Source organism: Piscinibacter sp. HJYY11 (assembly GCF_016735515.1).
Lineage (GTDB): Bacteria > Pseudomonadota > Gammaproteobacteria > Burkholderiales > Burkholderiaceae_C > Rhizobacter.
Map to the genome: position 1 here is coordinate 439738 of NZ_JAERQZ010000002.1, position 21634 is coordinate 461371.

Here is a 21634-nt window from a genome sequence, read left to right on the forward strand (position 1 = left end):
CGGTCTCGATGTTTTTATGGCAGCGATAGCCCGGCAGCCTCTTGAAACCGGCGCTGGATGGGCCGATATCGCAGCGCGGCTGAGTGATTGGGCGGCCGTGCGGGGGCTCGAATTGCGCTCGCTTGTGGTGCTCGTGCCGTTCGCCCAGCAGCTGGCGCCGGCGCGCAAGGCCTTTGCGTTGCGCGGTGGTTGGCAGCCTCGGGTGGAGACCACCCGGACCTTGGCCACATCGATGGGCCCGGCGCCACGGGGCGGCGAAGGGCACATCAGTTTCGACGCGGCGACCGACCGCTTGCACGCAGCGCGCCTGTTGCGCGGCCAGTCGTGGGTGTCGCGCGATCCGCTTGTGTTTGACGACGCCGTGTCCGCGGTCGTGACGACCGCTCACGCCATGCTCAAGGCGGCCGCCGCGGTCGCGCCTTCGGCGCGTGCCGATCATTGGCGGCGCGGTCGCGAGCTGATGGCGCCCGTGGCGGGCGTGGGGACCATCGAACGAGGGCTTGCGAGGGTGGCCCTGGAGTGGGCGGCATCTGCGCCGGCGCCGGTGACGGATGTGTTGTTTGCCAGTCGCCCGGGTGCGTGGGCGGTCGTGCAGGCTGGTGGCGAGGATCCACTCGTGCACAGCGTGATGACCGCCATGCCGGCAGATGTGCCGTGCCTCGTGCTGGATGCTGATGCGCGGGTGCTCGACGCGGTGGCGCCCACACTGGCGATGGCCCGTTGTGAAGGCTTCGAGCACGAAGCCGTGTGTGCCGCGGCCCAGGTGCTGGACCACGTGAGCCGCGGCGAGGTGCCGGTGGCGCTGGTGGCGCAGGACCGGCTGCTGATGCGCCGCGTGCGTGCCTTGCTCGAGCGGCACGGCGTGGGCTTGCAGGACGAGACCGGCTGGAAGCTCTCCACCACCCGCGCCGCAGCGCAAGTGATGGCCTTGCTCCGTGCTGCCGCGCCGAAGGCCTCGGCCGATCTCCTTCTCGACTGGCTGAAGACCACCGCGTGGCCGCAAGCTGCCGTGGCGCACATCGAGTCGGCGTGCCGCCGCGAAGGGTGGACGCAACTCAGCGCCATCCATGCCGAGCGTTTGCGCGGTGCCGCGATCCCGCTGCTCGCCGGTGCAACGGCCGTGCTGCAGAGCTTCCCCGCCACACGCCAGCCGCTGTCCGAGTGGCTGCGCATCCTTCGCGCCGCCTTGTGCGACAGCGGCGTGCTCGACCCCATGCTGTCGGACGACGCCGGCCTGCAGGTGCTGCAGACGCTCCACATCGAAGACGCTGCCGGCTGGTCGGCGCAGGCCGCACAGACTTCGATGAGCCTCGCCGACTTCAGCACCTGGGTCGACGCCGCGCTCGAAGACGCCTCCTTCATCCCCGACGCTGCACCCGATGCCAGCGTGATCGTCACGCCGCTGGCGCGGCTGATGTTGCGGCCCTTCGCCGCGTTGGTGTTTCCCGGTGCCGACGACCACCACCTCGGTGTCGACGCCGGCCCGCACCCCTTGCTCAACGAAGCCCAGGCCATGGCGCTCGGCGTGCCCACGGCGAAGCAGCGCCGCGAGGCGGAAGCGCTCGTGTTTGCCCATGCCGTGAGCCGTGCCCCGGTGACATTTTTCCATCGCCATGCCGACGGACCCGAGCCGCTCGCACCGAGCCCCTTGCTGGAGCAACTCGGGCTCAGGCTCGCCGCGATGGGCCGTTCACTGCAACCCTGGGTCGACCCGCGGGTGGCGGTGCAGCTCGACCCCACGCCCGTGACGATGCCGGCCCCCGCCGCGGCCGTGCTGCTGCCCGATCGTCTGTCGGCCAGTGCCTGCGAGGCGCTGAGAGCCTGCCCTTACCGCTTCTACGCGCTGTATCTTTTGCGCGCGCGCGAGGCGGAGGAGTTGGATGACGAGGTCGAGCAGCGTGACTATGGCAACTGGCTGCATGCCGTGCTGCTCAGGTTCCACACCGAGCGCGGCGAGCCCGCGTCTGTCGAGCTCGAAGCCGCTCGCCTGCTTGCCATCGCCCTGGAGGAGAAACAACTTCAGGGCCTCGACGATGCCGATTTCCTGCCCTTCGAAGCCGGCTTCATCGACCTCGTGCCGCGCTACATCGCCTGGCTCCACGAGCGCGATGCGCAAGGTGCCAGCTTCTGGCAGGGCGAGCAGGAGCGCGAGGTCGCGCCACCCGGATGGCACGGGATCCGCCTCTACGGCCGCATCGACCGAATGGACCGGCTGCCGGGCCCGGCCCTCGAGCTCATCGACTACAAGACCGGCAGCGCCGCCGGCCTGAAGGACAAGCTGCGCCAGCCGCTGGAAGACACGCAGCTCGCGTTCTACGCCGCGCTCGTGCAACCCGAGACCGCGCACCCCATCGAGGCGAGCTACCTGGCGCTCGGCCGCAAGATCGAATCCTTCCCGCACCCCGACGTGCAAGACAGCGCCAACGCGCTCGTGGCAGGTGTCGGCGTCGACGTCGCGCGCATCCGCGCCGGCGCAGGCATGCCTGCCCTGGGCGAGCCACCCACCTGCGATTTCTGCGAGGCCCGCGGCCTGTGCCGGCGCGACCACTGGAGCGGCGAATGAACACACCCGCCTACCGCGCTGACGGCCAGCTGATCGAGCGCGAGGCCTTCTACGCCATCGCCTGCGACCCGCAGCGCAGCGTCGTGGTCGAAGCCTGCGCCGGCGCCGGCAAGACCTGGATGCTCGTCTCACGCATCCTCCGCGCGCTGCTCGAGGGCGCGCAGCCGCAGGAGATCCTCGCCATCACCTTCACCCGCAAGGCCGCGGGAGAGATGCGCGAGCGCCTGCACGAGTGGCTGCGCGATTTCTCGGCGCATGCGATGGACGACGACGCCCGCGCGCAGCAGCTGCGTTTGCGTGGCCTCGACGCGGCACAGGCGCAGCAGCTCGCCCCCGCTCTCGGCCGCCTGCACGAAACCCTGCTCGCGAATGGCCGCAGCGTCGAGATCCGCACCTTCCACGCGTGGTTCTCGCAGCTCCTGCGGGCCGCACCGCGGGACCTGCTGGCCGAGCTCGGCCTCGCGCCCGGCATGACGTTGATGGAAGAGCTCGACGACCACCGCGCCGCCGTGTTCCGTCGCTTCCACGGCGTGGTGGCGGCCGACGCGGCCTTGCGCGCCGACCATGCCGCGCTCGTGCAGCGGCGTGGCCGCGATCAGCTGCGCAAGTGGCTCGAAGCGGCGCTCGACAAACGTGTCGAGCTGGAACTGGCCGATGCCGCCGGCGTGCTCGATGCCAGCATGCCGCCGCCTGATTGCGATGGGCATCCCTGCGAAGCCCTGAAGAGCGCGGCCTGGCGCGACAACCTGCGCGAGCTCGCGCGCGGCCTGGGGCAGGGTGGCGCCAAGGCCCAGGCCGCCGCCAACGGGGTGATCGACGCGATGTCGCTGCCCGAAAGCCAGGCGATGTTCCAGGGCCTGCGCAAAGCGCTCTTCACCGAAAAAGGCACGCCGCGGAAGCTGGGTGACCTGCCGCTGATGGCCACGCTCTCGGCAGAGCTCGAAGCCCTGCTCGCGCAAGTGCAGCAGTACGAGGCCCATCAGGAACACCTCCAGCTCGTCCGCCTCTCGCGCGTGCTGCTGCGCGAGCTGGCCGGCTACAAGCGCACGCGGGGCCTGGCCGACATGGCCGACCTCGAGCGTTGCGCGCTCGCCCTGCTGCGCGACGCCAGTCTCTCGGGCTGGGTGCAGGAGCGGCTGGACATGCGCATCCGCCACGTGCTGATCGACGAATTCCAGGACACCAGCCCGCTGCAGTGGCACGCGCTGCACAGCTGGCTCTCCGCCTATGCCGGTGCCGGTGGCGGCGCGAGCGGACAGCGGCCGCCGGGTGTCTTCATCGTGGGCGACCCCAAGCAGAGCATCTATCGCTTCCGGCGTGCCGAACCGAAGGTGTTCGGCGCCGCGCGCGAGTTCGTGACCGTCGGCCTGCACGGCCACTGGCTCGCCTGTGACCACACCCGGCGCAACGCCCCACAGGTGCTCGACGCGGTGAACCAGGTGTTCGAGCAGGCCGAACGGGAAGCGCTGTACGACGGCTTCCGCCCGCACACGACCGAACTGCAGGCCTTGCCCGCAGCGGGGGTCTACGCTTTGCCGCCGGTGCTGCGGGTGAAGCCGGTGAAGGGCGCGCCGGCGCAACCCTCGCTCTGGCGAGACAGCCTCGCCGTGCCGCGCCACGAGCCCGAAACGCAGCTGCGCGAGCAGGAAGCCCGGCATGTCGCGCATGCCATCCACGAGCTGCTGGCCGATGGCAGCACGCGCCCGGGCGAGGTTTTCGTGCTGTGCCGCAAGCGCGCCTCGCTGCGCCTGGTGGCGCGCGAGCTGCAGGCCTTGCACCTGCCATACGCGGCCGCCGAAGACCACGCGCTGATGGACGCCGCCGAGGTGCGCGACCTCGTGGCCGTGCTCGACGTGCTGGCCTCGCCCGAGCACCGCCTCTCGCTCGCGCATGCGTTGCGCAGCCCGGTGTTCGGCGTGAGCGACGACGAGCTGGTGCAGCTCTCGCTCGCTGCGCGCGACCACGCCGGCGACTGGTGGGCCGCCCTGCAGCAGATGCAGAGCCCGTCGCTCGCCCGCGCCGCGCGCCTGCTCGCGTCGTGGCACGAGGCTGCCGCGCAACTGCCGCCGCACGACCTGCTCGACCGCATCGTGTTCGAAGGCGAGGTGCGCGAGCGCGTGGCGGCCGTCGTGCCGCCCGAGCAGCGCCTGGCCGCGCTGAACGCGATCGACGCGCTGCTTGCCCAGGCGCTCACGCTCGATGGCGCGCGCTACGCCACGCCCTACAACTTCGTGCGCGCGCTGAAGCGCCGCCTGCTCAAGGCCGCGGCCCCGGTGCAGCCCGACGCCGTGCAGCTCTTGACCGTGCACGGCGCCAAGGGGTTGGAAGCCAAGGTGGTGTTCGTGATGGATTCGCAACCCGAAGCCGCCAAGCCAGACACCGCCACGCTCTTGATCGACTGGCCGGTCGAGGCCGACCGACCTCGGCGCTGCGCCTTCCTGTATTCCGAGGCGCAGTGCCCGCCCTCCCTGCGCGAGCTGATGGCCGACGAGATGAAGGCACGCCAGCGTGAGGAGCTCAACGGTCTTTACGTGGCGATGACGCGGGCCCGAGAGCGCCTCGTGTTCAGCCGCACCGAGCCCCACCACGCCGGCGCCTCCTGGTGGGAGCGGGTGGAGGGCCTGGCACAAGCGTGGCAACCCGCTGCGCCTGCGCAAGCGGCGGCGGGTGTCGCTTCACCGATCGTCCTGCAGGTGCTGCCCGCCGGGCGGCCGCTGGCCCGTGCCACGCCCCCCGTGCTGCGCTCGCCCGACACCCCCGCCACGCGGCTCGGCCAAGCCGTTCACCGGGTGCTCGAATGGGCGAGTGCGCAGCGGGAGACGCCCGATCTGGCGGAACTGGCCGAAGCCGCGGCGGCCGAGTTCGGTGCGCCACCCGGTGAAGTGGCGCGCATGGCCAGTGCCATCTGGCAGAACCCGCAGTGCCGGCGTTTCCTGGCCGGCCCGGGCCTGCTCTGGGCCGGCAACGAAGTGCCCATGGCCGAGGGCGGCGAGGTGCTGCGCCTGGACCGCCTCGTCAAGCTCGACGACGGCGCCGGCCCGACCTGGTGGGTGCTCGACTACAAGCTCTCGCTCCAGCCGGGCGAGCAGGCGGAGTACCGTGAACAGATGCTGCGCTACCGCCGCGCGGTGGCCGCCCTGGCGGCCGGCGAGCCGGTGCGCTGTGCGCTCGTCAACGGCCGTGGTGACGTGATCGAAGTCACATGAAACCGGTGCCGCCGCGTCGCCAGACCGGCGGCCGGAAATAACGGCCTGTTTTCGCGCCTGATCCGCGCATTGCTTCACGTCGCCGGGCGCTCAAATCCGGGCAGGCGCGCCTTTTGCGCGCAAGCTCTCATGCGCCTCCATGCTTGAAACGGAACACGCTCCGCCGAAACCGAACCCCACCCGGGTGCTTGGGCGCTTCGAGCTGCGCCAGTTGCTGGGCAAGAGCGAGCGCACCATGGTCTGGCTGGTCCACGACCCCCGCTCGGCCCAGGAACTGATGCTCACGCTGCCGCGCGTGCAACCCGGCTCGACCGCCGCCGCCGAGCTCTGGCTGGCCGATGCCAAGCATGCCGCTCGGCTGAACCACCCGAACCTGGCCCACGTGGTCGAGATCGGCGTGCAGGAGCACTGGCCCTACATCGCCGTTGACCGCGCCCTGGGCGTGACGCTCGGCGAGCGCCTGGCCACGAGCCCCAAGCTCACGGCCGAAGACGCGGTGAACTGGATCGCCCAGGCACTCGAAGGCCTGGCCTTCGCCCACGAAGCGGGCCTCGCCCATGGCGACCTGCAGCTCCACCAGCTCCTGATCAGCGAGCAGGGCACGGTGCGCGTGATGGCGCTCGGCGCGGGCCTGCCTGCGGCCGTGCAGGCCGAGCAGCTCGCCACCGACCGCGCCATGCCGCTCGACCCGAGCCGCCTGCGCCAGTCGCGCGAGGCGGCGGTGCGCGACGTGCTCACGATCGGCCTCCTGCTGTACCACGTGCTGGCCGGCGCGCCCGCGCTCGACGAGCCCGACACGGGCCGTGCCGTCGACCGCCTGCCGCCCCACGGCCGCGAGTTCGTGCGCCTGCCGTGGACCACACCGCAGCCGGTGCCCGAGGCGCTGCGCGCCATCGCCAACCGCGCGACCACGCACCAGGAGCGCCAGCGCTATCACAACGCCCGCACGCTGCTCGCCGCGCTGCAAGGCTGGCGCGAGACCGCGGCCCAAGAGAGCGGCGCGCTCGCACTGCTCATCGACCGGCTGCGCACCGTGGGCCATCTGCCGGCCGCCCCTGGCGTGGGCGCGCGCGTGGCACGGCTCGCCGTCGCCGAAGGCCAGCGCACCGACGAGATGGCGGCCAACATCCTGCAGGACATGGGGCTCTCGTTCGAGCTGTTGCGCACCGTGAACTCGGCGCAGGTGCAGGGCACGCAGGTGTCGGGCAACGGCCCGGTGCTGACGCTGCGCCGCGCCATCGCGCTCGTGGGGCTCAAGGGCGTGCGCCAGGCTGCGGCATCGCTGCGGCCGTGGCCTGGCCCCTTGTCTGAAGCGCACGCCACGACGATGCAGCGCCTGCTCGACCGCGTGCGCCTCGCGGGCCATGCCGCACAGGCCCTGCGGCCTGCGGGCTACGACCCCGAAGTCATCTACCTCGTCGCCACGCTGCAGAACCTCGGGCGGCTGATGGTCCAGTACCACTTTCCCGACGAGGCGTCGCAGATCCGCGAGCTGATGAAGAGCGCTCCCGCTGCAGAGCCTGGGGAGCCCGAGCTGCCCGGCATGAGCGAGGAGGCCGCCGCCTTCGCGGTGCTGGGAGCCGACATCGAATCCCTCGGCGCGGCCGTCGCCAAGCACTGGGGCCTGCACGAAGACGTGCTCTACATGATCCGCCGCCTGCCGGTGAGCAAGCCGGTGCGCGTGGCCGACACCGACAGCGACATGCTGCGCGTGGCGGCGAGCGCCGCCAACGAAGCCGTCGATGCCGTCACCGAGAACCCGCCGCAACGCGTGGGTGCCGCCTTGCAGCACGTGGCGCAGCGCTATGGCCGGGCCTTGTCGATCACGATGAAGGACCTGACCGAAGGCCTGCAGGCGGCCCGCGGCATCCTGCAAAGCGGGCCGACCGGCGTCGTGCCGCGCGCACCGCGCCGCGAAGAGGCCGAGCCGGGCGATCCCGGCACCACCGAGTTCTCGGCGCTGCTCGCGTCGCGCAAGCGCTGAACCGCCCGACCATGCCCGCCGTCGCCACCGCCGAGACCCTGGGACGCTTCGAGCTCAAGCGTGAGCTGGGCAAGGGCGCACAAGCGACCGTGTGGCTCGCGTTCGACCCGCGCCTGGAGCGCGAGGTTGCCGTCAAGCTGATGCGGCTGGGTGCCGATGCTTCCGTGTCGAGCCAGTGGCTGCAGGAGGCGCGCAGCGTGAGTCGCTTGAACCACCCGCACATCGTGCCGGTGTTCGAAGGCGACATGCACCACCAGCAGCCGTATCTCGTCTTCGAATACGTGCCCGGCCGCACGCTCACCGCCCACCTGCGCGCACGCGGCGCGCTGCCGGTGCGCGAGGCCGTCGAGATGATGGTGGGCGTGCTCGATGCGCTGGAAGTGGCGCACCAGGCCGGCGTCGTGCATCGCGACCTGAAGCCTTCGAACATCCTCGTCGACGGCCAGGGCCGTGGGCGGGTGATGGACTTCGGCATCGCGGCCAGGCTGCACGATCCTTCGCACCAGCAGCAGGTGGTCGGCACGCCGGGCTACATGTCACCCGAAGCGACGCATGGTCTCAAGCCTTCGCCTGGCATGGACGTGTTTTCGGCTGGCCTCGTGCTCGCGGAGATGCTCTCGGGCCAGCAGCTCGTGGCCGAGCGCGACCCGTTCCGCGCGATGTACCGCGTGGCACATGAAGACCGGGTGCTGCCGGAGAGCACGCCTGCCGACGTGGACGACCGCCTTCGCGCCATCGTGCTGCGCAGCCTGGCGCGCGACCCGTCGAAGCGCTTTGCACGCGCCGCGGAGTTTGCCGATGCCTTGCGGGACTGGCTTGCACCCGCGCCAGGGGAACAGCCGCAGGCCAGCGGCAACGGCACGCTCGACTTCCTCTTGCGCCGCATGCGGCACAAGAGCGACTTCCCCGCGCTGTCGAACTCGGTCGGTGCGATCCAGCGCGTGGCGAACTCCGAGAACGAGCGGCTCTCCAGCCTCTCGGGCGAGATCCTGAAAGACGTGGCGCTGACCAACAAGCTGCTGCGCATGGTCAACACCGCGAGCTTCCGGCATGCCGGCGGCGGCACCATCAGCACCGTGTCGCGCGCGGTGGCGCTGGTGGGCTTTGCCGGCATCCGCAACATGGCCCTGAGCCTGGTGCTGCTGGAACACATGAACGACAAGGCGCATGCCTCGCAGCTGAAGGAGGAGTTCCTCCGCTCGCTGATGGCCGCGTCGCTCGCCAACGAGCTGTGCGGTGCGCAGCGCGAAGGCGAGGAAGCCTTCATCGGCGCGATCTACCAGAGCCTCGGCCGTCTGCTGACCGAGTTCTACTTTCCCGAAGAAGCGCGCCAGGTGCGAAGCCTTGTCGCCGCGGCCACGAAGAAGCCCGGCACGAGCGGGCGCACCACCAGCGCCGAAGAAGCCGCATCCATCACTGTGCTGGGCCTCAGCTTCGAGGAGCTGGGCCTGGGCATCGCGCGCAGCTGGGGCCTGCCCGAGAACCTGCAGCGCTGCATGCGCCGCCCGACCATCGAGCCGCCGGGCCGCCCATGCGACAAGGCCGATCGCATCCAGTGGATCGCCACCGTGTCGAACGAACTGACCGATGCCTTGCTGAAAGCCGAGCCCGGCCATGCCAGCACCGCGATCGCTGCGGTGGCCGAGCGCTACGGCAAGGTGCTGGGGCTGGGCGTGCGTGACGTGCAGGCCGCATCGGTGCTCGCGCAGCAGCGTCTCGCGGAGCTGGCGCAGGCGATGAACCTGCACGTGCAGCCCGGCTCGCCGATGCGCCGCCTGCTGGAAAAGCCGGGCAATGGCACCGGCGACAACATCGAACACGACAGCCTGACCGAGCACGCGCTGCAGGCCACGATCCCCGTCGAGGCAGCGCAGGTGCCCTTCGATCATCAGGCTGCGATCGACATGCTTGCAGCCGGCATCCAGGACATCACCAACACGATGGTCGAGGACTTCAAGCTCAACGAGGTGTTGCGCATGATCCTCGAGACCATGCTGCGCGCGCTGGGCTTCAGGCGCGTGATCTTCTGCCTGCGTGACCCGAAGTGCGATGCGCTCACCGGCCGCTTCGGCCTCGGTGAAGGTGTGGAGCAGGTGTCTGCGAAGTTCAAGGTGCCGCTGAAGACACCCGCCGGTGCGCCTGTCGATCTCTTCGGTGCGGTGTGCCTGAAGGGCGCAGACACCTTGATCTCCGACGCGACCTTGCCGCAGATCGCGGGGCGCTTGCCCGTCTGGTACAAGCAGGGCGTGAATGCGCCTGCGTTCCTGCTGCTGCCCTTGCTGATGAAGGGCGCGCCCTTTGCGCTGATCTATGCCGACAAGGCGAGGCCTGGCGCGATCGAGTTGGGTGAGAAGGAACTCTCACTCCTGCGCACCTTGCGCAACCAGGCCGTGATGGCCTTCAAGCAGGCGAGCTGAAGCGCGCTGCGAGCCCGGTGTGTCGGGCTTCACGAATGAGTGGTACGCCAGCGGGGGCGCGATGCTAACGCTTGTGATACCTGTCACGCTAGTGACTCGGCGCTCGCGCAACAAGGTACTGACCCCCTTGTAGGAAGTTGTTTCGCGATGGCAGGATCGCGCCCGTCTAGTCCCCAAGTAAAGGCACACAACATGGCACACCAACAATGGACCCGCCGCAATGCACTGCGCGCTGTCGCATCGGCGAGCGCGCTGGCATCCACACCTCTGTGGGCGCAGGACAAGGAGGCCGCTGCCGCAGCCGCCGCAGGCAGCGAGATTCGCATCGGTCAGAGCGCCCACCTGACCGGCCCGCTGGCGCCGTCGTTCGTGCCGGTGCTCAAGGGCCAGGACCTCGCCATTGAAGAAGTCAACCGCAAGGGCGGCATCAACGGCCGTCCGCTCAAGTTGATCACGCTCGACGATGCGTACGACGCGAAGAAGTGCGTCGAGAACGTCAACACGCTGCTCGACAAGGACAAGGTCGTTGCGCTGTATGGCCTGGCGAGCACGCCCAACGTCGGCGCGGTGCTGCCCATCCTGGCCGAGAAGAAGGTGCCGTTGGTCTGCGTGTACACCGGCTCGCCGGCGCTGCGTGCAAAGCACCATCCGTACTTCTTCACCACCATGGCGAGCTATCGCGACGAGGTGGCGCAGATGGTGCGCAACCTGGTCACGCTGCAGAAGTCGCAGATCGGCCTCGTGTACCAGAACGCACCGTTCGGCCAGCTGATGAAGCCGGTGGTGGAAGAGGTGGCCAAGGAACTCGGCGCCACGCTCGTGGTGCAGGCACCGCTGGAAGCCAACGGCAGCGATGCCGTGGCGTGCGCGCAGTCGCTCGCAGCGGGCCGCCCCCAGGCGATCATCTTCATGGCCTTCGGCCCGTCGATGGTGGCCTTCGTGAAGGCCGCGCGTGCCCATGTGGGTGTGCCCATCTACGCGGTGTCGATTTCCAACTCGCCGCAGATCCTCAAGGCGCTGGGTGACGATGCCCGCGGTCTCGCGTTCACGCAGACCGTGCCGTATCCGTTCCGGCAGACCACGCCGCTGACGCGCGACCTCGCCGCGGCGCTCTCGCGCGAGAAGCTCGAGCCGGCCTACGACTACATGTTCGGCTACCTGAACATGCGCATCCTCATCGAAGGCATTCGCCGCGGTGGCAAGCAGGTCACGTCCGCGAGCATCGTCAAGGGCATGGAGAGCATGACCAAGGTCGACCTCGGCGGCTATCCGGTGGCCTACAGCCCCACCAAGCACCACGGCTCGAACTTCGTCGAGATCACCATCGTCGGCCCGGGCGGCCGCTGGATGCGCTGATCGTTCGCTTCGGCGAACGGACGGACGGCAGGCTTCGGCCTGCCGTTTTTCTTTGGGTCGGACGTTTCCTACCGTGGCCGGCTGTGTGCTCCGACCTGCCGTCACGCCCGCGGCCGGTGGTGGGAGAGGCTGCGAGAACCTATCGTTTCCTTCGTTTTCACTCCATCAGGAGACGAGCATGAACAGCAACGATCAAGGTCAGAACCCGCGCAGTGGCCAGGTCCAGGGCGAAGGCGACTACGAAGCCGCGCGCCGCTACGACAAGTCGGCCCGCGAGTTTGCGGAGTCGGGCAAGGTCAAGCCGGCGGCCGACCAATCGGCACCGCGCAACGAGCGCGAGGCGGAAGAGATGGAGCGAGCCGAAGAGACTGGCAAGTCGCGCGCCAAGGGCGAAGACCCGCAGGTGAAGCGATGAGCGAAAAGCCGATGAGCGAGAAGCGCCAGGGGCTCACCAAGCCCCAGCAAGGCGACACCACCGCCGCCTCGTCGGAGCCTGTGCCGCGCCTGCCGCACGAGCGCGACGAGTCCTCCGATGCCCACGACGACGGCCAGCCGCGAGCACTCATCCGCAAGGCACACGACGACCTTGCCAAAGGGCGCGTCGACACCGATCGCGGCACGCCGATGAACGAGACCTACCAGCGCCAGAAAGAAGCGCCGCAGAAGAACACATGACCCCGCAAAAGAACACCAGCCACGACCTCACCGCACGCTACCTCGTACTGCTCGATCAGGAAGATGTCACGCGGGCCTTGCTCTTTGCGCAAGACCACCGCTATCTCGCCGAAGTCATCGACGATGACACGGGCCTGCTGGTCGACAACCTCATGAAAGCCGGCACGCGATGCGTGCCACCACGCGAAGTGGCCGAGCAGGCCAGGACGGAGGAGCCCGCGAAGCTGCTGTGTTTTGCCCTTGAGTGGGAATGAGCAGGGCGGGTTGACGAGCCTTACCCCCGGCACTGGTTGCAACGCTTAGGGCTGCTTGGTTCCCCACCTGACCCGGTTGGGCGCGCTCCCATGCGGGGAGGCCCGTCGCGGCGGATTGTAGGTGACGATCTGTCGCCGACTTCGCTGCAGGGCCGCGATGTCGGCGAGATGGTGGTCAGCGCAGTTGAAGCGCGTCGTCGCCGAACTCGATCTTCAGCGGCTCGATGACGAGCTTCTTCGGGCCTGCTTCCACGCGGCCGGCGACGATCGCCTTCACGCCCTGCGCTTCAGCGACCGCGACGGTGCGCTCGGCGTCTTCCGCCCTCACGAAGAGGGCGAAGCCCGCGCCCATGTTGAGCGTGCTGTAGGCCTCTTGATCGTCTTGCTTCGCGTGCTGCTGGATGAACTTGAGCACCGGCGTCACTTCGGGCACGGTGTGGATGCGGTAGGTGTGCGTGGCCGGGTGGCGCAGCAGCTTGCGCCAGCCATGGCCGGTGATGTTGGCGCAGTAGTGCGGCGTGATGCCGGCCTTGTAGAGCGCTTCAGTAACCGGTGAATACAGAACGGTGGGGGCCAGCAAGGCTTCGCCGTAGGTGAGGCCGGGCTGCACTTCGGTGAGGTAGCCCTGCGAGAGGCGCTCCACCAGCTTGCGTGCGAGGCTCAGGCCATTCGCGTGGATGCCGCTGGATGCAAGCAGCACGATCGCGTCGCCTGGGGCGAGCTTGTCGCCGACCGAGAGGCGCTCCTTGGGGTTGATGAGGCCGGTGCAACTGGCGGCGAGGTCGATGCGGCCCTCTGCCACGATGCCGGCAAGCGCAGGCGTTTCGCCGCCGCCCCAGGCCACCTGGCAGGTGTCGCAGGCGCGCTTCCAGCCGTCGACGAGCGCCTTGGCGCGCTGTGCGTCGGAGAACCAGTCGGAACCGCCGGCCGCCCAGTAGGCCTGCACCACGAGCGGCGTGGCGCCGACGGTGATGAGGTCGTTGATCGCCATCGCGATCGTGTCTTGGGCGATGCCGTCGTAGTAGCTTTTGCCGGTGAGCGCCTTCATCTCGTCGGCCACCAGTGCCTTGGAACCCAGGCATTCGACGATGGAGGCGATGTAGAACGGGCCCACGTCGACCACGTAGGCCGATTCGCCACGCGAGGCCTCGACTTCGGTGAAACCATGGCCGGCCAAATGAGCACCCGTGGCCTTGGCAGCACGCTGTGCCGCGACCTTCAGCGGGTCGATCAGGTCGTAGTTGACGCCGGCTTGTTCATAGCTGAGCGTGTCTTGGGCAGGCGTGGGATTCATCGGGCAGGCTGGGCGAGCTGGTAGGCAAGAGAAGGCAGGATTATCCCGGATCACCCAGGACTGCCTCATTAGAATGGCCCGATGTCCTATCTCGTCCTCGCCCGCAAATACCGCTCCCGCGACTTCGAGGCGCTGGTGGGGCAGGAACACGTGGTGCAGGCCCTGAGCAATGCGCTCACGCAGCAGCGCCTGCACCATGCCTACCTCTTCACCGGCACGCGCGGCGTCGGCAAGACCTCGGTCTCGCGCATCCTGGCCAAGGCGCTCAACTGCACCGGAGCCGATGGCCAGGGCGGCATCACCGCCCACCCGTGCGGCACGTGCAGCGCCTGCCGTGACATCGACAGCGGCCGTTTCGTCGACTACGTCGAGCTCGATGCGGCGTCGAACCGTGGCGTCGAAGAGATCTCCCTGCTGCTCGACCAGGCGGTCTACAAGCCGGTGGTGGGGCGCTTCAAGGTCTATCTCATCGACGAAGTGCACATGCTCTCGAACACCGCGTTCAACGCGATGCTCAAGACGCTGGAAGAGCCCCCCGAATACCTGAAGTTCGTGCTGGCCACGACCGACCCGCAGAAGGTGCCGCCGACGGTGCTCTCGCGCTGCCTGCAATTCAACCTGCGCCCGATGGCACCGCAGACGGTGCAGGAGCATCTGGCCCGGGTACTCGCCGCAGAGAGCATCGCGGCCGAGCCGGGTGCCCTGCGCCTTCTGGCGAAGGCCGCACGCGGCTCGATGCGCGATGCGCTGTCGCTCACCGACCAGGCCATCGCCTTCGGTGCGGGCGTGTTGAGCGAAGCGGGCGTGCGCCAGATGCTGGGTGCCGTGGACCGGAGCCATGCCGTGCGGCTGGTCGAGGCGCTGGCGGCCGGGCAGGGTGCCGACGTGGTGGCCGCGGTCGACGGGCTGCGCAGCCTGGGCTTGTCGGCCGCCGGCACGCTGGAAGAGATGGCCGCCCTGCTGCAGCAGATGGCCGTGGCGCAGGCGGTGCCCGACGCGATCGACGAGAACGATCCCGACAGTCCGACCGCTGCGCGACTGGCCGGCCTCCTGGCGCCCGACGAAACGCAGTTCCTCTACAGCATCGTGCTCCATGGTCGCGCCGAGCTGGCCCTGGCCCCCGATGAGTACAGCGGGCTGGTGATGGTGCTGCTGCGCATGCTGGCATTCCGGCCAGGCGCGGCGGGCACCTCGCCGCAGCGAGCCGGTTCGGCGCCTGCCGCGCGAACCGCGGCACCCGCCGTGGTGACTCGGCCGGTGGCGGTTGCGCCTTCGCTGCCAACGCCGGTTCCCGCACCCGCACCTGCTTCACCCGCACCGGCGGCCCCGTCCGTTCGCGCGGCGGCGGTCGCGCCGGCGCCGGCCGCGCGCGCTGCCGTCGTGCCCACACCGGCGCCCGCGGCGAGCAGCGAGCCGCCCCCCTGGCTCGACGACGTGCCTGATGAAGATGAAGCCGCGTCAGCGCCTGTCGAGGTGCGCGAGCCGCCGCGGCCGTTTGCGTCCACGGCCGCCGCTGCGCCTGTGTTCGAGCCCACGCCGCTCGGCGACCGCTGGGCCGAGGTTGTGTCCCGCATGGTCGAGGCGGGCAGCATCGGCGCCCTGGTGAAGGAACTCGCGATGCAGGCGCAATGCCTCGCGGCCGATGAGCCCGCGGGTGTGTGGCGCTTGCGTGTCGAGCGCGAAACCCTGCGCGCACCGGCCCAGCGCGACAAGCTGCAGGCGGCGCTGGCCGACCTGCTGCAACGCCCGGTGCAGATCGAGGTCGAAGCCGGTGTTGCCACCGACACGCCGGCCCAGCGCGCCGCGGCAGAACGCACGCGCCGGCAGAACGAGGCCGAGCAAATCATCCACAACGACCCCCTGGTGCAGGCCCTGATGAAGCAGTTCAAGACGGCACGCATCGTGCCGGGCTCCGTCAAGCCTCATTGATTTCTGGAGAACCCCACCATGATGAAGAACCAACTCGCCGGCCTGATGAAGCAGGCGCAGGCGATGCAGGACAACCTGAAGAAGGCGCAGGAAGAACTCGCGAGCCTGGAAGTCGAAGGCCAGTCGGGTGCCGGCCTCGTGAAGATCACGATGACCTGCAAGCACGACGTCAAGCGCGTGGCCATCGACCCGAGCCTGCTCGCCGACGACAAGGACATGCTCGAAGATCTGGTGGCCGCCGCCTTCAACGACGCCGTGCGCCGCGCCGAGGCCGTGTCGCAGGAGAAGATGGGCAAGCTCACCGCTGGCATGCCGCTTCCCCCCGGCATGAAGTTCCCGTTCTGACCCCGTGGCCGAACCCGCGCTCGACGGCCTGATCGAAGCCCTGCGACGCCTGCCGGGCGTGGGGCAGAAATCGGCGCAGCGCATGGCCTTCCATCTGCTGCAGCACGACCGCGAAGGCGCCCAGCGCATCGCACATGCCTTGACCTCGGCGGTCAACGACATCCGCCACTGCGAACGCTGCCACACCTTCACCGAAGCAACGGTCTGCCGCACGTGTCTCGACGACACCCGCGATCAGCGCCTGCTGTGCGTGGTGGAGACGCCGGCCGACCAGGCGGCGATGGAGCGCACCGGCAGCTACCGCGGGCTCTATTTCGTGCTGATGGGGCGCTTGAGCCCGCTCGACGGCATCGGTGTGCGCGACATCGGGCTGCAGCAACTCGTCGATCGCGCCAGCGAGGGCAGCGTCGACGAGGTCATCGTCGCGACCAGCTTCACCGCAGAAGGCGAAGCGACGGCGCATGTGATCGCCGAAGCGCTCAAGTCGCGTGGCGTGAAGGTCACGCGGCTCGCGCGGGGCGTGCCGATCGGCAGCGAGCTCGAATACGTGGACCTGGGCACCATCGCCCACGCGCTGGTCGACCGCCGCTGATCAGCGACGCTTGCGCGTCGGGCTCGTTGCCTTGCGCTGGATCGCTGGCTTCTTCGCCTTGACGCTGCTGCGCACGGTGGGCTGCCGCTGCGGCACATAGACGATCACGCTGTGGCCGGCGGCGAAGCTGGCGCCGGTGGCGACCTTGTTCCACGAGGCCACCTGCGATGCGCTCACCCGGTAGCGACGAGCGACCGACGCGACGGTGTCGCCCTTGACCGCACGGTGCGTGATGCGACGCGGCGGCACCGCCTCGGGCGCGAGCGACATCACGGCGTTGTCGGCCAGGTGCACCGACACATCCTTCAAGAGGGTTTCAGCGCGCGGCACGAGCAGGGTCGAGCCGGCCTTCACCAGCATGCGCGGCGGAATCTTGTTCACGTCGCGCAGTTCGGCTTCGCTGATGCCGAACTGCTTGGCGGCTTCGCTTGGCTTCACCGTCTTGGGGGCCACCCAGGCCGTCCAGGTGGCAAACGGGCCGCGATGGGCGGCGACGTTGCGCACGAAGAGGCTGGCGTTGTCGTAGGGCAGCAGGATCTGAGGCGTGCCGGCGGCGAGGATCACCGGCTTGTTCATCTGCGGGTTGAGCGTCAGGAATTCGTCGCGCGAGATGCCGGCCAGCTGCACAGCCACGTTGACGTCGATGTCGCGCTCGATGGGCACGCTCAGGAAGTAGGGGTGGTTGGCCAGCGGCGGCAGCGTGATCGAGAAGGCCTCGGGCCGTGCCACGATGTTCTTCACCGCCTGCAGCTTGGGCACGTAGTAGGCCGTCTCGTTGGGCATGCGCAGGCTCAGGTAGTCGGTCGGCTTGCCGGCCTTGCGGTTGCGGGCCTGCGCGCGCATCACGCTGCCTTCGCCCCAGTTGTAGGCGGCGAGCGCGAGATGCCAGTCGCCGAACATGTTGTGCAGCTTCTGCAGGTAGTCGAGCGCCGCGCGGGTGGATGCGAGCACGTCGCGCCGGTCGTCGCGGAAGACGTTTTGCCGCAGGTCAAAATTTTTCCCGGTGGCGGGCATGAATTGCCACATGCCGGAGGCCTTGGCCGACGAGATGGCCTGCGGGTTGAACGCGCTTTCGATGAAGGGCAGCAGCGCCAGCTCGGTGGGCATGCCTCGGCGTTGCACTTCCTCGACGATGTGGAAGAGGTAGCGGCTGCCGCGGTCGGTCATGCGGGCCACGTAGTCGGGGCGGCTCGAGTACCACTGCTCGCCAGTGCGCACCAGCGGGGCGTCGAGGTCGGGCATCGCGAAGCCGCGGCGCACGCGCTCCCACAGGTCGATGTTGGCGGTCTTCGAATCGAGGTCGACCGGCACATCCGGGCGCAAGGGGTCGACCGGTGCGGCGGCCACCGGGCCGCTGCCGTCGCTGAGCGCTGCGCCGACGGAGCTTGCGGCCGAGGCGGCCCGGTCAGGCGCCGATGCGCTCGCGCCTGGCGCTGCAGCCGGCACGCCGGACGCCGCATTGGCCGGCAGGTCGACCTTGGCGATCACCGCCGGGAGATCGGCACTCTGGTCAGGGGCTTCGATGCGGGTGGCACACGCGGCGAGCAATGAGGCGAGCGCCAGCGGCAGCGCCCGTTGCAGGAAGAAGGACAGGCTCATCTGAAATTGTTTTTCCATTCGCGCAAGGCCGCGAGCACATCGACTTCACCGGGGCTGGCCGCGCCGTGGGCGAGGGCGGAATCCTGCACTTCGGCCACGCCGCAGCGCATGAAGGGGTTGATGCGCCGCTCCTGCTCGATGGTGCTGGGCAGCGTGGGTTGCCCCTGCGCGCGGAGTTGTTCGCAGTGTGCGGTGTAGGCCTGCAGGCCGTCGTTGTGGGGCTCGACGGCGTGCGCGAACTTGAGGTTGGACAAGGTGTACTCGTGGGCGCAGCACACGCGGGTATGGCCCGGCAGCGACGCGAGCCTCGACAAGGAGGTGTGCATCTGCGCTGGCGTGCCCTCGAAGAGACGGCCGCAGCCACCGGAAAAGAGCGTGTCGCCGCAGAAGAGCAGCGGGGCCTCGCCATCGGCGGGCTGGTGGAAGTAGGCGATGTGGCCGGCCGTGTGGCCCGGCACGTCGATCACGTCGAAGCGCAGCCCGAGCAGCTCGACCTGGTCGCCGCCATTGACGGCGGTGTAGGGCTCCGGAATGTTTTCGCGGGCCGGGCCGAAGATCGGCCCTTGCAGACGCGATCGCAGCGCAGAAAGGCCGCCGACGTGATCGCCATGGTGATGGGTCACTAGAATCCCGGCCAGCATCAAGCCCAGCGAATCGAGCGCGTGCTCGACTGGAGCCGATTCGCCCGGATCGACAACGAGCGCCTGCCGGCCATCGTGAAGCATCCAGATGTAGTTGTCCGAGAAGGCTGGCAGTGCTTGCAGGTTCATGGCGCGTTTTTGATGGCGCGTTCTCTATGGTGCAGAACGGCGGAATTATAGGTTTGGCCTCTTGGCTGAAGACGCCGCCGGGCCGCTATCTGCTGGCCTGGGAGCAGGCCCAGCTGGACCGCTGCGTGGCCGATGTCTTCGGCTTTCACGCGCTTCAGCTCGGTTTGCCCGAGCTCGACGCGCTGAAGGCCAATCGCATGCCCCACCGCTGGCAAGCGGTGGACCACCCTCCCGGTGCCGGAGTGGACCCCGCGCTCCAAGGCGAAGTTCCCCCGCCGCGGGCCATCATGCTGCATTGCGATTTCGACGCCTTGCCCTTCGACAGCCACAGCCTCGACCTCGTCGTGCTGCCGCATGCCCTGGAGCGTGCACGCGACCCGCACCATGCGCTTCGCGAAGTCGAGCGTGTGCTGGTGCCCGAGGGGCGCGTCGTCATCCTCGGGTTCAACCCGGGTGGACTGTGGGCGCTGCGCCAGAGCCTGGGGCGCTTGCTGCGCAGCCTGGGCCTTGCACGCGGGCGGCCGCTCTTCATGCCGGGCGAGGGCGAGCTGCTCGGCTACTGGCGCCTGCGCGACTGGCTGCGGCTGCTCAGCTTCGACATCGAAGAGGGGCGCTTCGGCTGTTATCGGCCGCCGTTCGAGTCGGACCACTGGCTCGCCCGCTTCGAATGGATGGAACGCACCGGCGGCCGCTGGTGGCCGGTGCTCGGCGCCGCCTACATGCTCGTGGCCGTGAAGCGGGTGCGCGGCATGCGCCTGATCGGCCTCGTGCGCCAGAAGCGCGTGCCTGCCAAGGCGGCGCCGGCCGTGGTCCGCCGCACCACAGCAACATCACAGCAACATGACATCGATACCTTCATCGACTGAAGTGCCCAAGCCCGCGATCCGCCGGCCGGCCGTCACCATCTACACCGACGGTGCCTGCAAGGGCAACCCGGGCCCTGGCGGCTGGGGGGCCTGGCTGAGCACCGGCGAGCATGAAAAAGAGCTGTTCGGCGGAGAACGCCAGACGACCAACAACCGCATGGAACTAACCGCCGTGATCGAGGCTCTGGCTTCGCTGAAGCGCAGCTGCGACGTCATCCTCTACACCGACAGCGAGTACGTGCGGAAAGGCATCACCGAATGGATCCACGGCTGGAAACTTCGCGGCTGGAAGACGGCCGACAAGAAGCCGGTGAAGAACGCCGATCTCTGGCAGCGGCTCGATGCGCTGCGCGCCTTGCACCAGGTCGACTGGCGGTGGGTGAAGGGGCACGCGGGAGACCCCGGCAACGAGCGCGCCGATGCGCTCGCCAACCGGGGCTGCGCACAGGCCGGTACGTGATTTCCAGCCTCGCGGTGAAACGGTCCCACGGCTACAGTGCCTGGGAACAAATTCAGGGTACAGCGTGAAAACTTTGCATACGGTGGTGGCGCTGGTGGGCATCTCCTTGGCCGGCGGCGCCGCCTGGTGGTACCAGCGCAAGGGGCCGGGTCCCCAGGGGGTGGAAGGGGCTGCAGCGAGCGCATCGGCCGCACCGAACGCTTCGGCAGCCAGAGCGGCGGGTGGCCCCGGTGCTCCGGGTGGGCCCGTGCCGGTCGAGGTCGGCAAGGTGGAGGTGATCTCCATTGCCGACGATGCGCAGGGCGTCGGCTCGCTGCGATCACGCCAGGGCGTGACGCTGCGCCCCGAAGTGAGTGGGCGAATATCGCGCCTCGGGTTCGTCGACGGCCAACGCGTGAAGCGGGGCCAGTTGCTGGTGCAGCTCGACGACACCCTGCAGCAGGCGCAGCTGCAGCAGGCCGAGGCCAGCGCGAGCATCGCCCGCACCAACCTGCAGCGCAACCGCGAACTGCTTGCCGCCAATTTCGTGAGCCAGAGCATGGTCGACCAGACGGCTGCGGCCTTGCAGGTGGCCGAAGCCCAGGTTGCCCTGGCCAAGGCCCAGGTGTCGCGCATGCGCATCGAGGCGCCGTTCGACGGCGTGGTGGGCATCCGCGTCGTCAACGTCGGCGACTACGTGAAAGACGGCGCCGACCTCGTCAACGTGGAAGACATCTCGTCGGTGCTGCTCGACTTCCGCCTGGCCGAGCGCTACGTCGCGCGCTTGAAGACCGGCCAGCCGGTCGAGGCCCAGCTCGACGCGATGCCTGGCCGCACGTTCAAGGGCCATGTCGATGCGTTCGACTCCGTGCTCGACGCCAACGGCCGCTCGCTGCTCGTACGCGCGCGCCTGGCCAACCCGGGAGGCGAGCTGCGCTCGGGCATGTTCGCCCGTACGCGCATCGTCTTTGCCACGCGCAACAACGCGACGGTCGTGCCCGAAGAGGCGCTGGTGCCGCTCGCCGGCAAGCAATACCTGGTGAAGGTGGTCGACGGGCCCAAGGGCAAGCAATCGCAGCGCCTCGAGGCGCGCATCGGCATGCGCCTGCCGGGCAAGGTCGAGATCCTCGAAGGCCTGAGCGCCGGCGACCAGGTCGTCACCGCCGGCCAGGCCCGCCTGATGCGTGAGCCGCTGCCGCTGCGCATCGTCGACCTCAACAACCCGTCGCGGGGTGCAGGCAGCCCGGGCCGTGCGGCCAGCGGGCCGGCGCGCGCGGCCAGTGCGGGTGCCAGTGCCGGCGCGAGTGTGGTGCGGCCGACGGCGCTCTGATCGCCGCCCCGATTG

At 69.2% G+C, this 21634-nt stretch carries 17 protein-coding genes and 1 other RNA gene; 14 read left to right on the forward strand and 4 right to left on the reverse strand.

Annotated features, from left to right (window positions below; translation table 11 throughout):
- Positions 1–97 precede the first annotated feature (97 nt).
- From JI745_RS26855 to JI745_RS25670, 8 genes are all read left to right on the forward strand, one after another.
- Positions 98–2563, forward strand: a complete 2466-nt coding sequence (locus JI745_RS26855; protein WP_201813349.1) for a PD-(D/E)XK nuclease family protein — start codon at positions 98–100, stop codon at positions 2561–2563.
- Positions 2560–5769, forward strand: coding sequence for an exodeoxyribonuclease V subunit beta (locus JI745_RS25640; protein WP_201813350.1), 3210 nt, complete (start codon positions 2560–2562; stop codon positions 5767–5769). The genes JI745_RS26855 and JI745_RS25640 overlap by 4 nt, the downstream gene beginning before the upstream one ends.
- A gap of 184 nt (positions 5770–5953) precedes the next feature.
- The gene (locus JI745_RS25645) at positions 5954–7753 is read left to right on the forward strand and encodes an HDOD domain-containing protein (protein ID WP_310738774.1); all 1800 of its coding nucleotides are present in this window, start codon (positions 5954–5956) and stop codon (positions 7751–7753) included.
- A gap of 11 nt (positions 7754–7764) precedes the next feature.
- Positions 7765–10170, forward strand: a complete 2406-nt coding sequence (locus JI745_RS25650) for a serine/threonine protein kinase (RefSeq protein ID WP_201813352.1) — start codon at positions 7765–7767, stop codon at positions 10168–10170.
- Between the two features lie 192 nt (positions 10171–10362).
- On the forward strand, positions 10363–11526 hold the full coding sequence (locus JI745_RS25655) for an ABC transporter substrate-binding protein (RefSeq protein WP_201813353.1): 1164 nt from the start codon (positions 10363–10365) through the stop codon (positions 11524–11526).
- A 178-nt stretch (positions 11527–11704) separates the two neighbouring features.
- On the forward strand, positions 11705–11941 hold the full coding sequence (locus tag JI745_RS25660) for a hypothetical protein (RefSeq protein WP_201813354.1): 237 nt from the start codon (positions 11705–11707) through the stop codon (positions 11939–11941).
- A complete protein-coding gene (locus JI745_RS25665; RefSeq protein WP_201813355.1) occupies positions 11938–12201 on the forward strand; it encodes a hypothetical protein in 264 nt (87 codons plus the stop codon). The genes JI745_RS25660 and JI745_RS25665 overlap by 4 nt, the downstream gene beginning before the upstream one ends.
- Complete coding sequence (locus tag JI745_RS25670) at positions 12198–12455, forward strand: hypothetical protein (RefSeq protein ID WP_201813356.1); 258 nt, start codon at positions 12198–12200, stop codon at positions 12453–12455. The genes JI745_RS25665 and JI745_RS25670 overlap by 4 nt, the downstream gene beginning before the upstream one ends.
- A 9-nt stretch (positions 12456–12464) precedes the next feature.
- Here JI745_RS25670 and ffs read toward each other — a convergent pair.
- Positions 12465–12562, reverse strand: an RNA gene (ffs, locus tag JI745_RS25675) — signal recognition particle sRNA small type.
- 68 nt (positions 12563–12630) lie between these two features.
- Positions 12631–13749: an AIR synthase-related protein gene (locus JI745_RS25680; RefSeq protein ID WP_201813357.1), complete on the reverse strand. Its 1119-nt coding sequence runs from the start codon at positions 13747–13749 to the stop codon at positions 12631–12633.
- 81 nt (positions 13750–13830) lie between these two features.
- Between JI745_RS25680 and dnaX the strand changes: the two genes are divergently transcribed.
- The 3 genes from dnaX to recR are packed head-to-tail and all read left to right on the forward strand — an operon-like array spanning position 13831 to position 16615.
- Complete coding sequence (dnaX, locus tag JI745_RS25685) at positions 13831–15678, forward strand: DNA polymerase III subunit gamma/tau (protein WP_201813358.1); 1848 nt, start codon at positions 13831–13833, stop codon at positions 15676–15678.
- Positions 15679–15696: 18 nt separating this feature from the next.
- Entirely contained in the window at positions 15697–16023 is a 327-nt protein-coding gene (locus JI745_RS25690) for a YbaB/EbfC family nucleoid-associated protein (RefSeq protein ID WP_201813359.1), read from the forward strand.
- A gap of 4 nt (positions 16024–16027) precedes the next feature.
- Complete coding sequence (gene recR / locus JI745_RS25695; RefSeq protein ID WP_201813360.1) at positions 16028–16615, forward strand: recombination mediator RecR; 588 nt, start codon at positions 16028–16030, stop codon at positions 16613–16615.
- Here recR and JI745_RS25700 read toward each other — a convergent pair whose 3' ends face one another.
- Together JI745_RS25700 and gloB are read right to left on the reverse strand one after the other, a co-directional pair.
- Complete coding sequence (locus tag JI745_RS25700; protein ID WP_201813361.1) at positions 16616–18214, reverse strand: transglycosylase SLT domain-containing protein; 1599 nt, start codon at positions 18212–18214, stop codon at positions 16616–16618. It lies immediately after the preceding gene.
- Positions 18211–18984, reverse strand: coding sequence for a hydroxyacylglutathione hydrolase (gene gloB, locus JI745_RS25705; RefSeq protein ID WP_201813362.1), 774 nt, complete (start codon positions 18982–18984; stop codon positions 18211–18213). Before gloB ends, JI745_RS25700 begins: the two co-directional genes overlap by 4 nt.
- A 53-nt stretch (positions 18985–19037) precedes the next feature.
- Between gloB and JI745_RS25710 the strand changes: the two genes are divergently transcribed.
- From JI745_RS25710 to JI745_RS25720, 3 genes are all read left to right on the forward strand, one after another.
- Positions 19038–19850 carry a class I SAM-dependent methyltransferase gene (locus tag JI745_RS25710; RefSeq protein ID WP_404932863.1) on the forward strand — a complete coding sequence of 271 codons (813 nt, stop codon included), beginning with the start codon at positions 19038–19040 and terminating at the stop codon, positions 19848–19850.
- A 1-nt stretch (position 19851) separates the two neighbouring features.
- Positions 19852–20310, forward strand: a complete 459-nt coding sequence (gene rnhA, locus JI745_RS25715; RefSeq protein ID WP_404932864.1) for a ribonuclease HI — start codon at positions 19852–19854, stop codon at positions 20308–20310.
- A 64-nt stretch (positions 20311–20374) separates the two neighbouring features.
- Positions 20375–21619: an efflux RND transporter periplasmic adaptor subunit gene (locus JI745_RS25720; RefSeq protein ID WP_310738775.1), complete on the forward strand. Its 1245-nt coding sequence runs from the start codon at positions 20375–20377 to the stop codon at positions 21617–21619.
- Positions 21620–21634 lie beyond the last annotated feature (15 nt).

Excerpts from the sequence above, each read along its gene's own strand:
- JI745_RS25680 (WP_201813357.1), bottom strand. The coding sequence starts at position 13,749 with ATGAATCCCACGCCTGCCCAAGACACGCTCAGCTATGAACAAGCCGGC.
- JI745_RS25670 (WP_201813356.1), top strand. The coding sequence starts at position 12,198 with ATGACCCCGCAAAAGAACACCAGCCACGACCTCACCGCACGCTACCTC.
- JI745_RS25650 (WP_201813352.1), top strand. The coding sequence starts at position 7,765 with ATGCCCGCCGTCGCCACCGCCGAGACCCTGGGACGCTTCGAGCTCAAG.
- JI745_RS25640 (WP_201813350.1), top strand. The coding sequence starts at position 2,560 with ATGAACACACCCGCCTACCGCGCTGACGGCCAGCTGATCGAGCGCGAG.
- JI745_RS25655 (WP_201813353.1), top strand. The coding sequence starts at position 10,363 with ATGGCACACCAACAATGGACCCGCCGCAATGCACTGCGCGCTGTCGCA.
- JI745_RS25660 (WP_201813354.1), top strand. The coding sequence starts at position 11,705 with ATGAACAGCAACGATCAAGGTCAGAACCCGCGCAGTGGCCAGGTCCAG.
- JI745_RS25690 (WP_201813359.1), top strand. The coding sequence starts at position 15,697 with ATGATGAAGAACCAACTCGCCGGCCTGATGAAGCAGGCGCAGGCGATG.
- JI745_RS25700 (WP_201813361.1), bottom strand. The coding sequence starts at position 18,214 with ATGAGCCTGTCCTTCTTCCTGCAACGGGCGCTGCCGCTGGCGCTCGCC.
- JI745_RS25665 (WP_201813355.1), top strand. The coding sequence starts at position 11,938 with ATGAGCGAAAAGCCGATGAGCGAGAAGCGCCAGGGGCTCACCAAGCCC.
- dnaX (WP_201813358.1), top strand. The coding sequence starts at position 13,831 with ATGTCCTATCTCGTCCTCGCCCGCAAATACCGCTCCCGCGACTTCGAG.
- gloB (WP_201813362.1), bottom strand. The coding sequence starts at position 18,984 with ATGAACCTGCAAGCACTGCCAGCCTTCTCGGACAACTACATCTGGATG.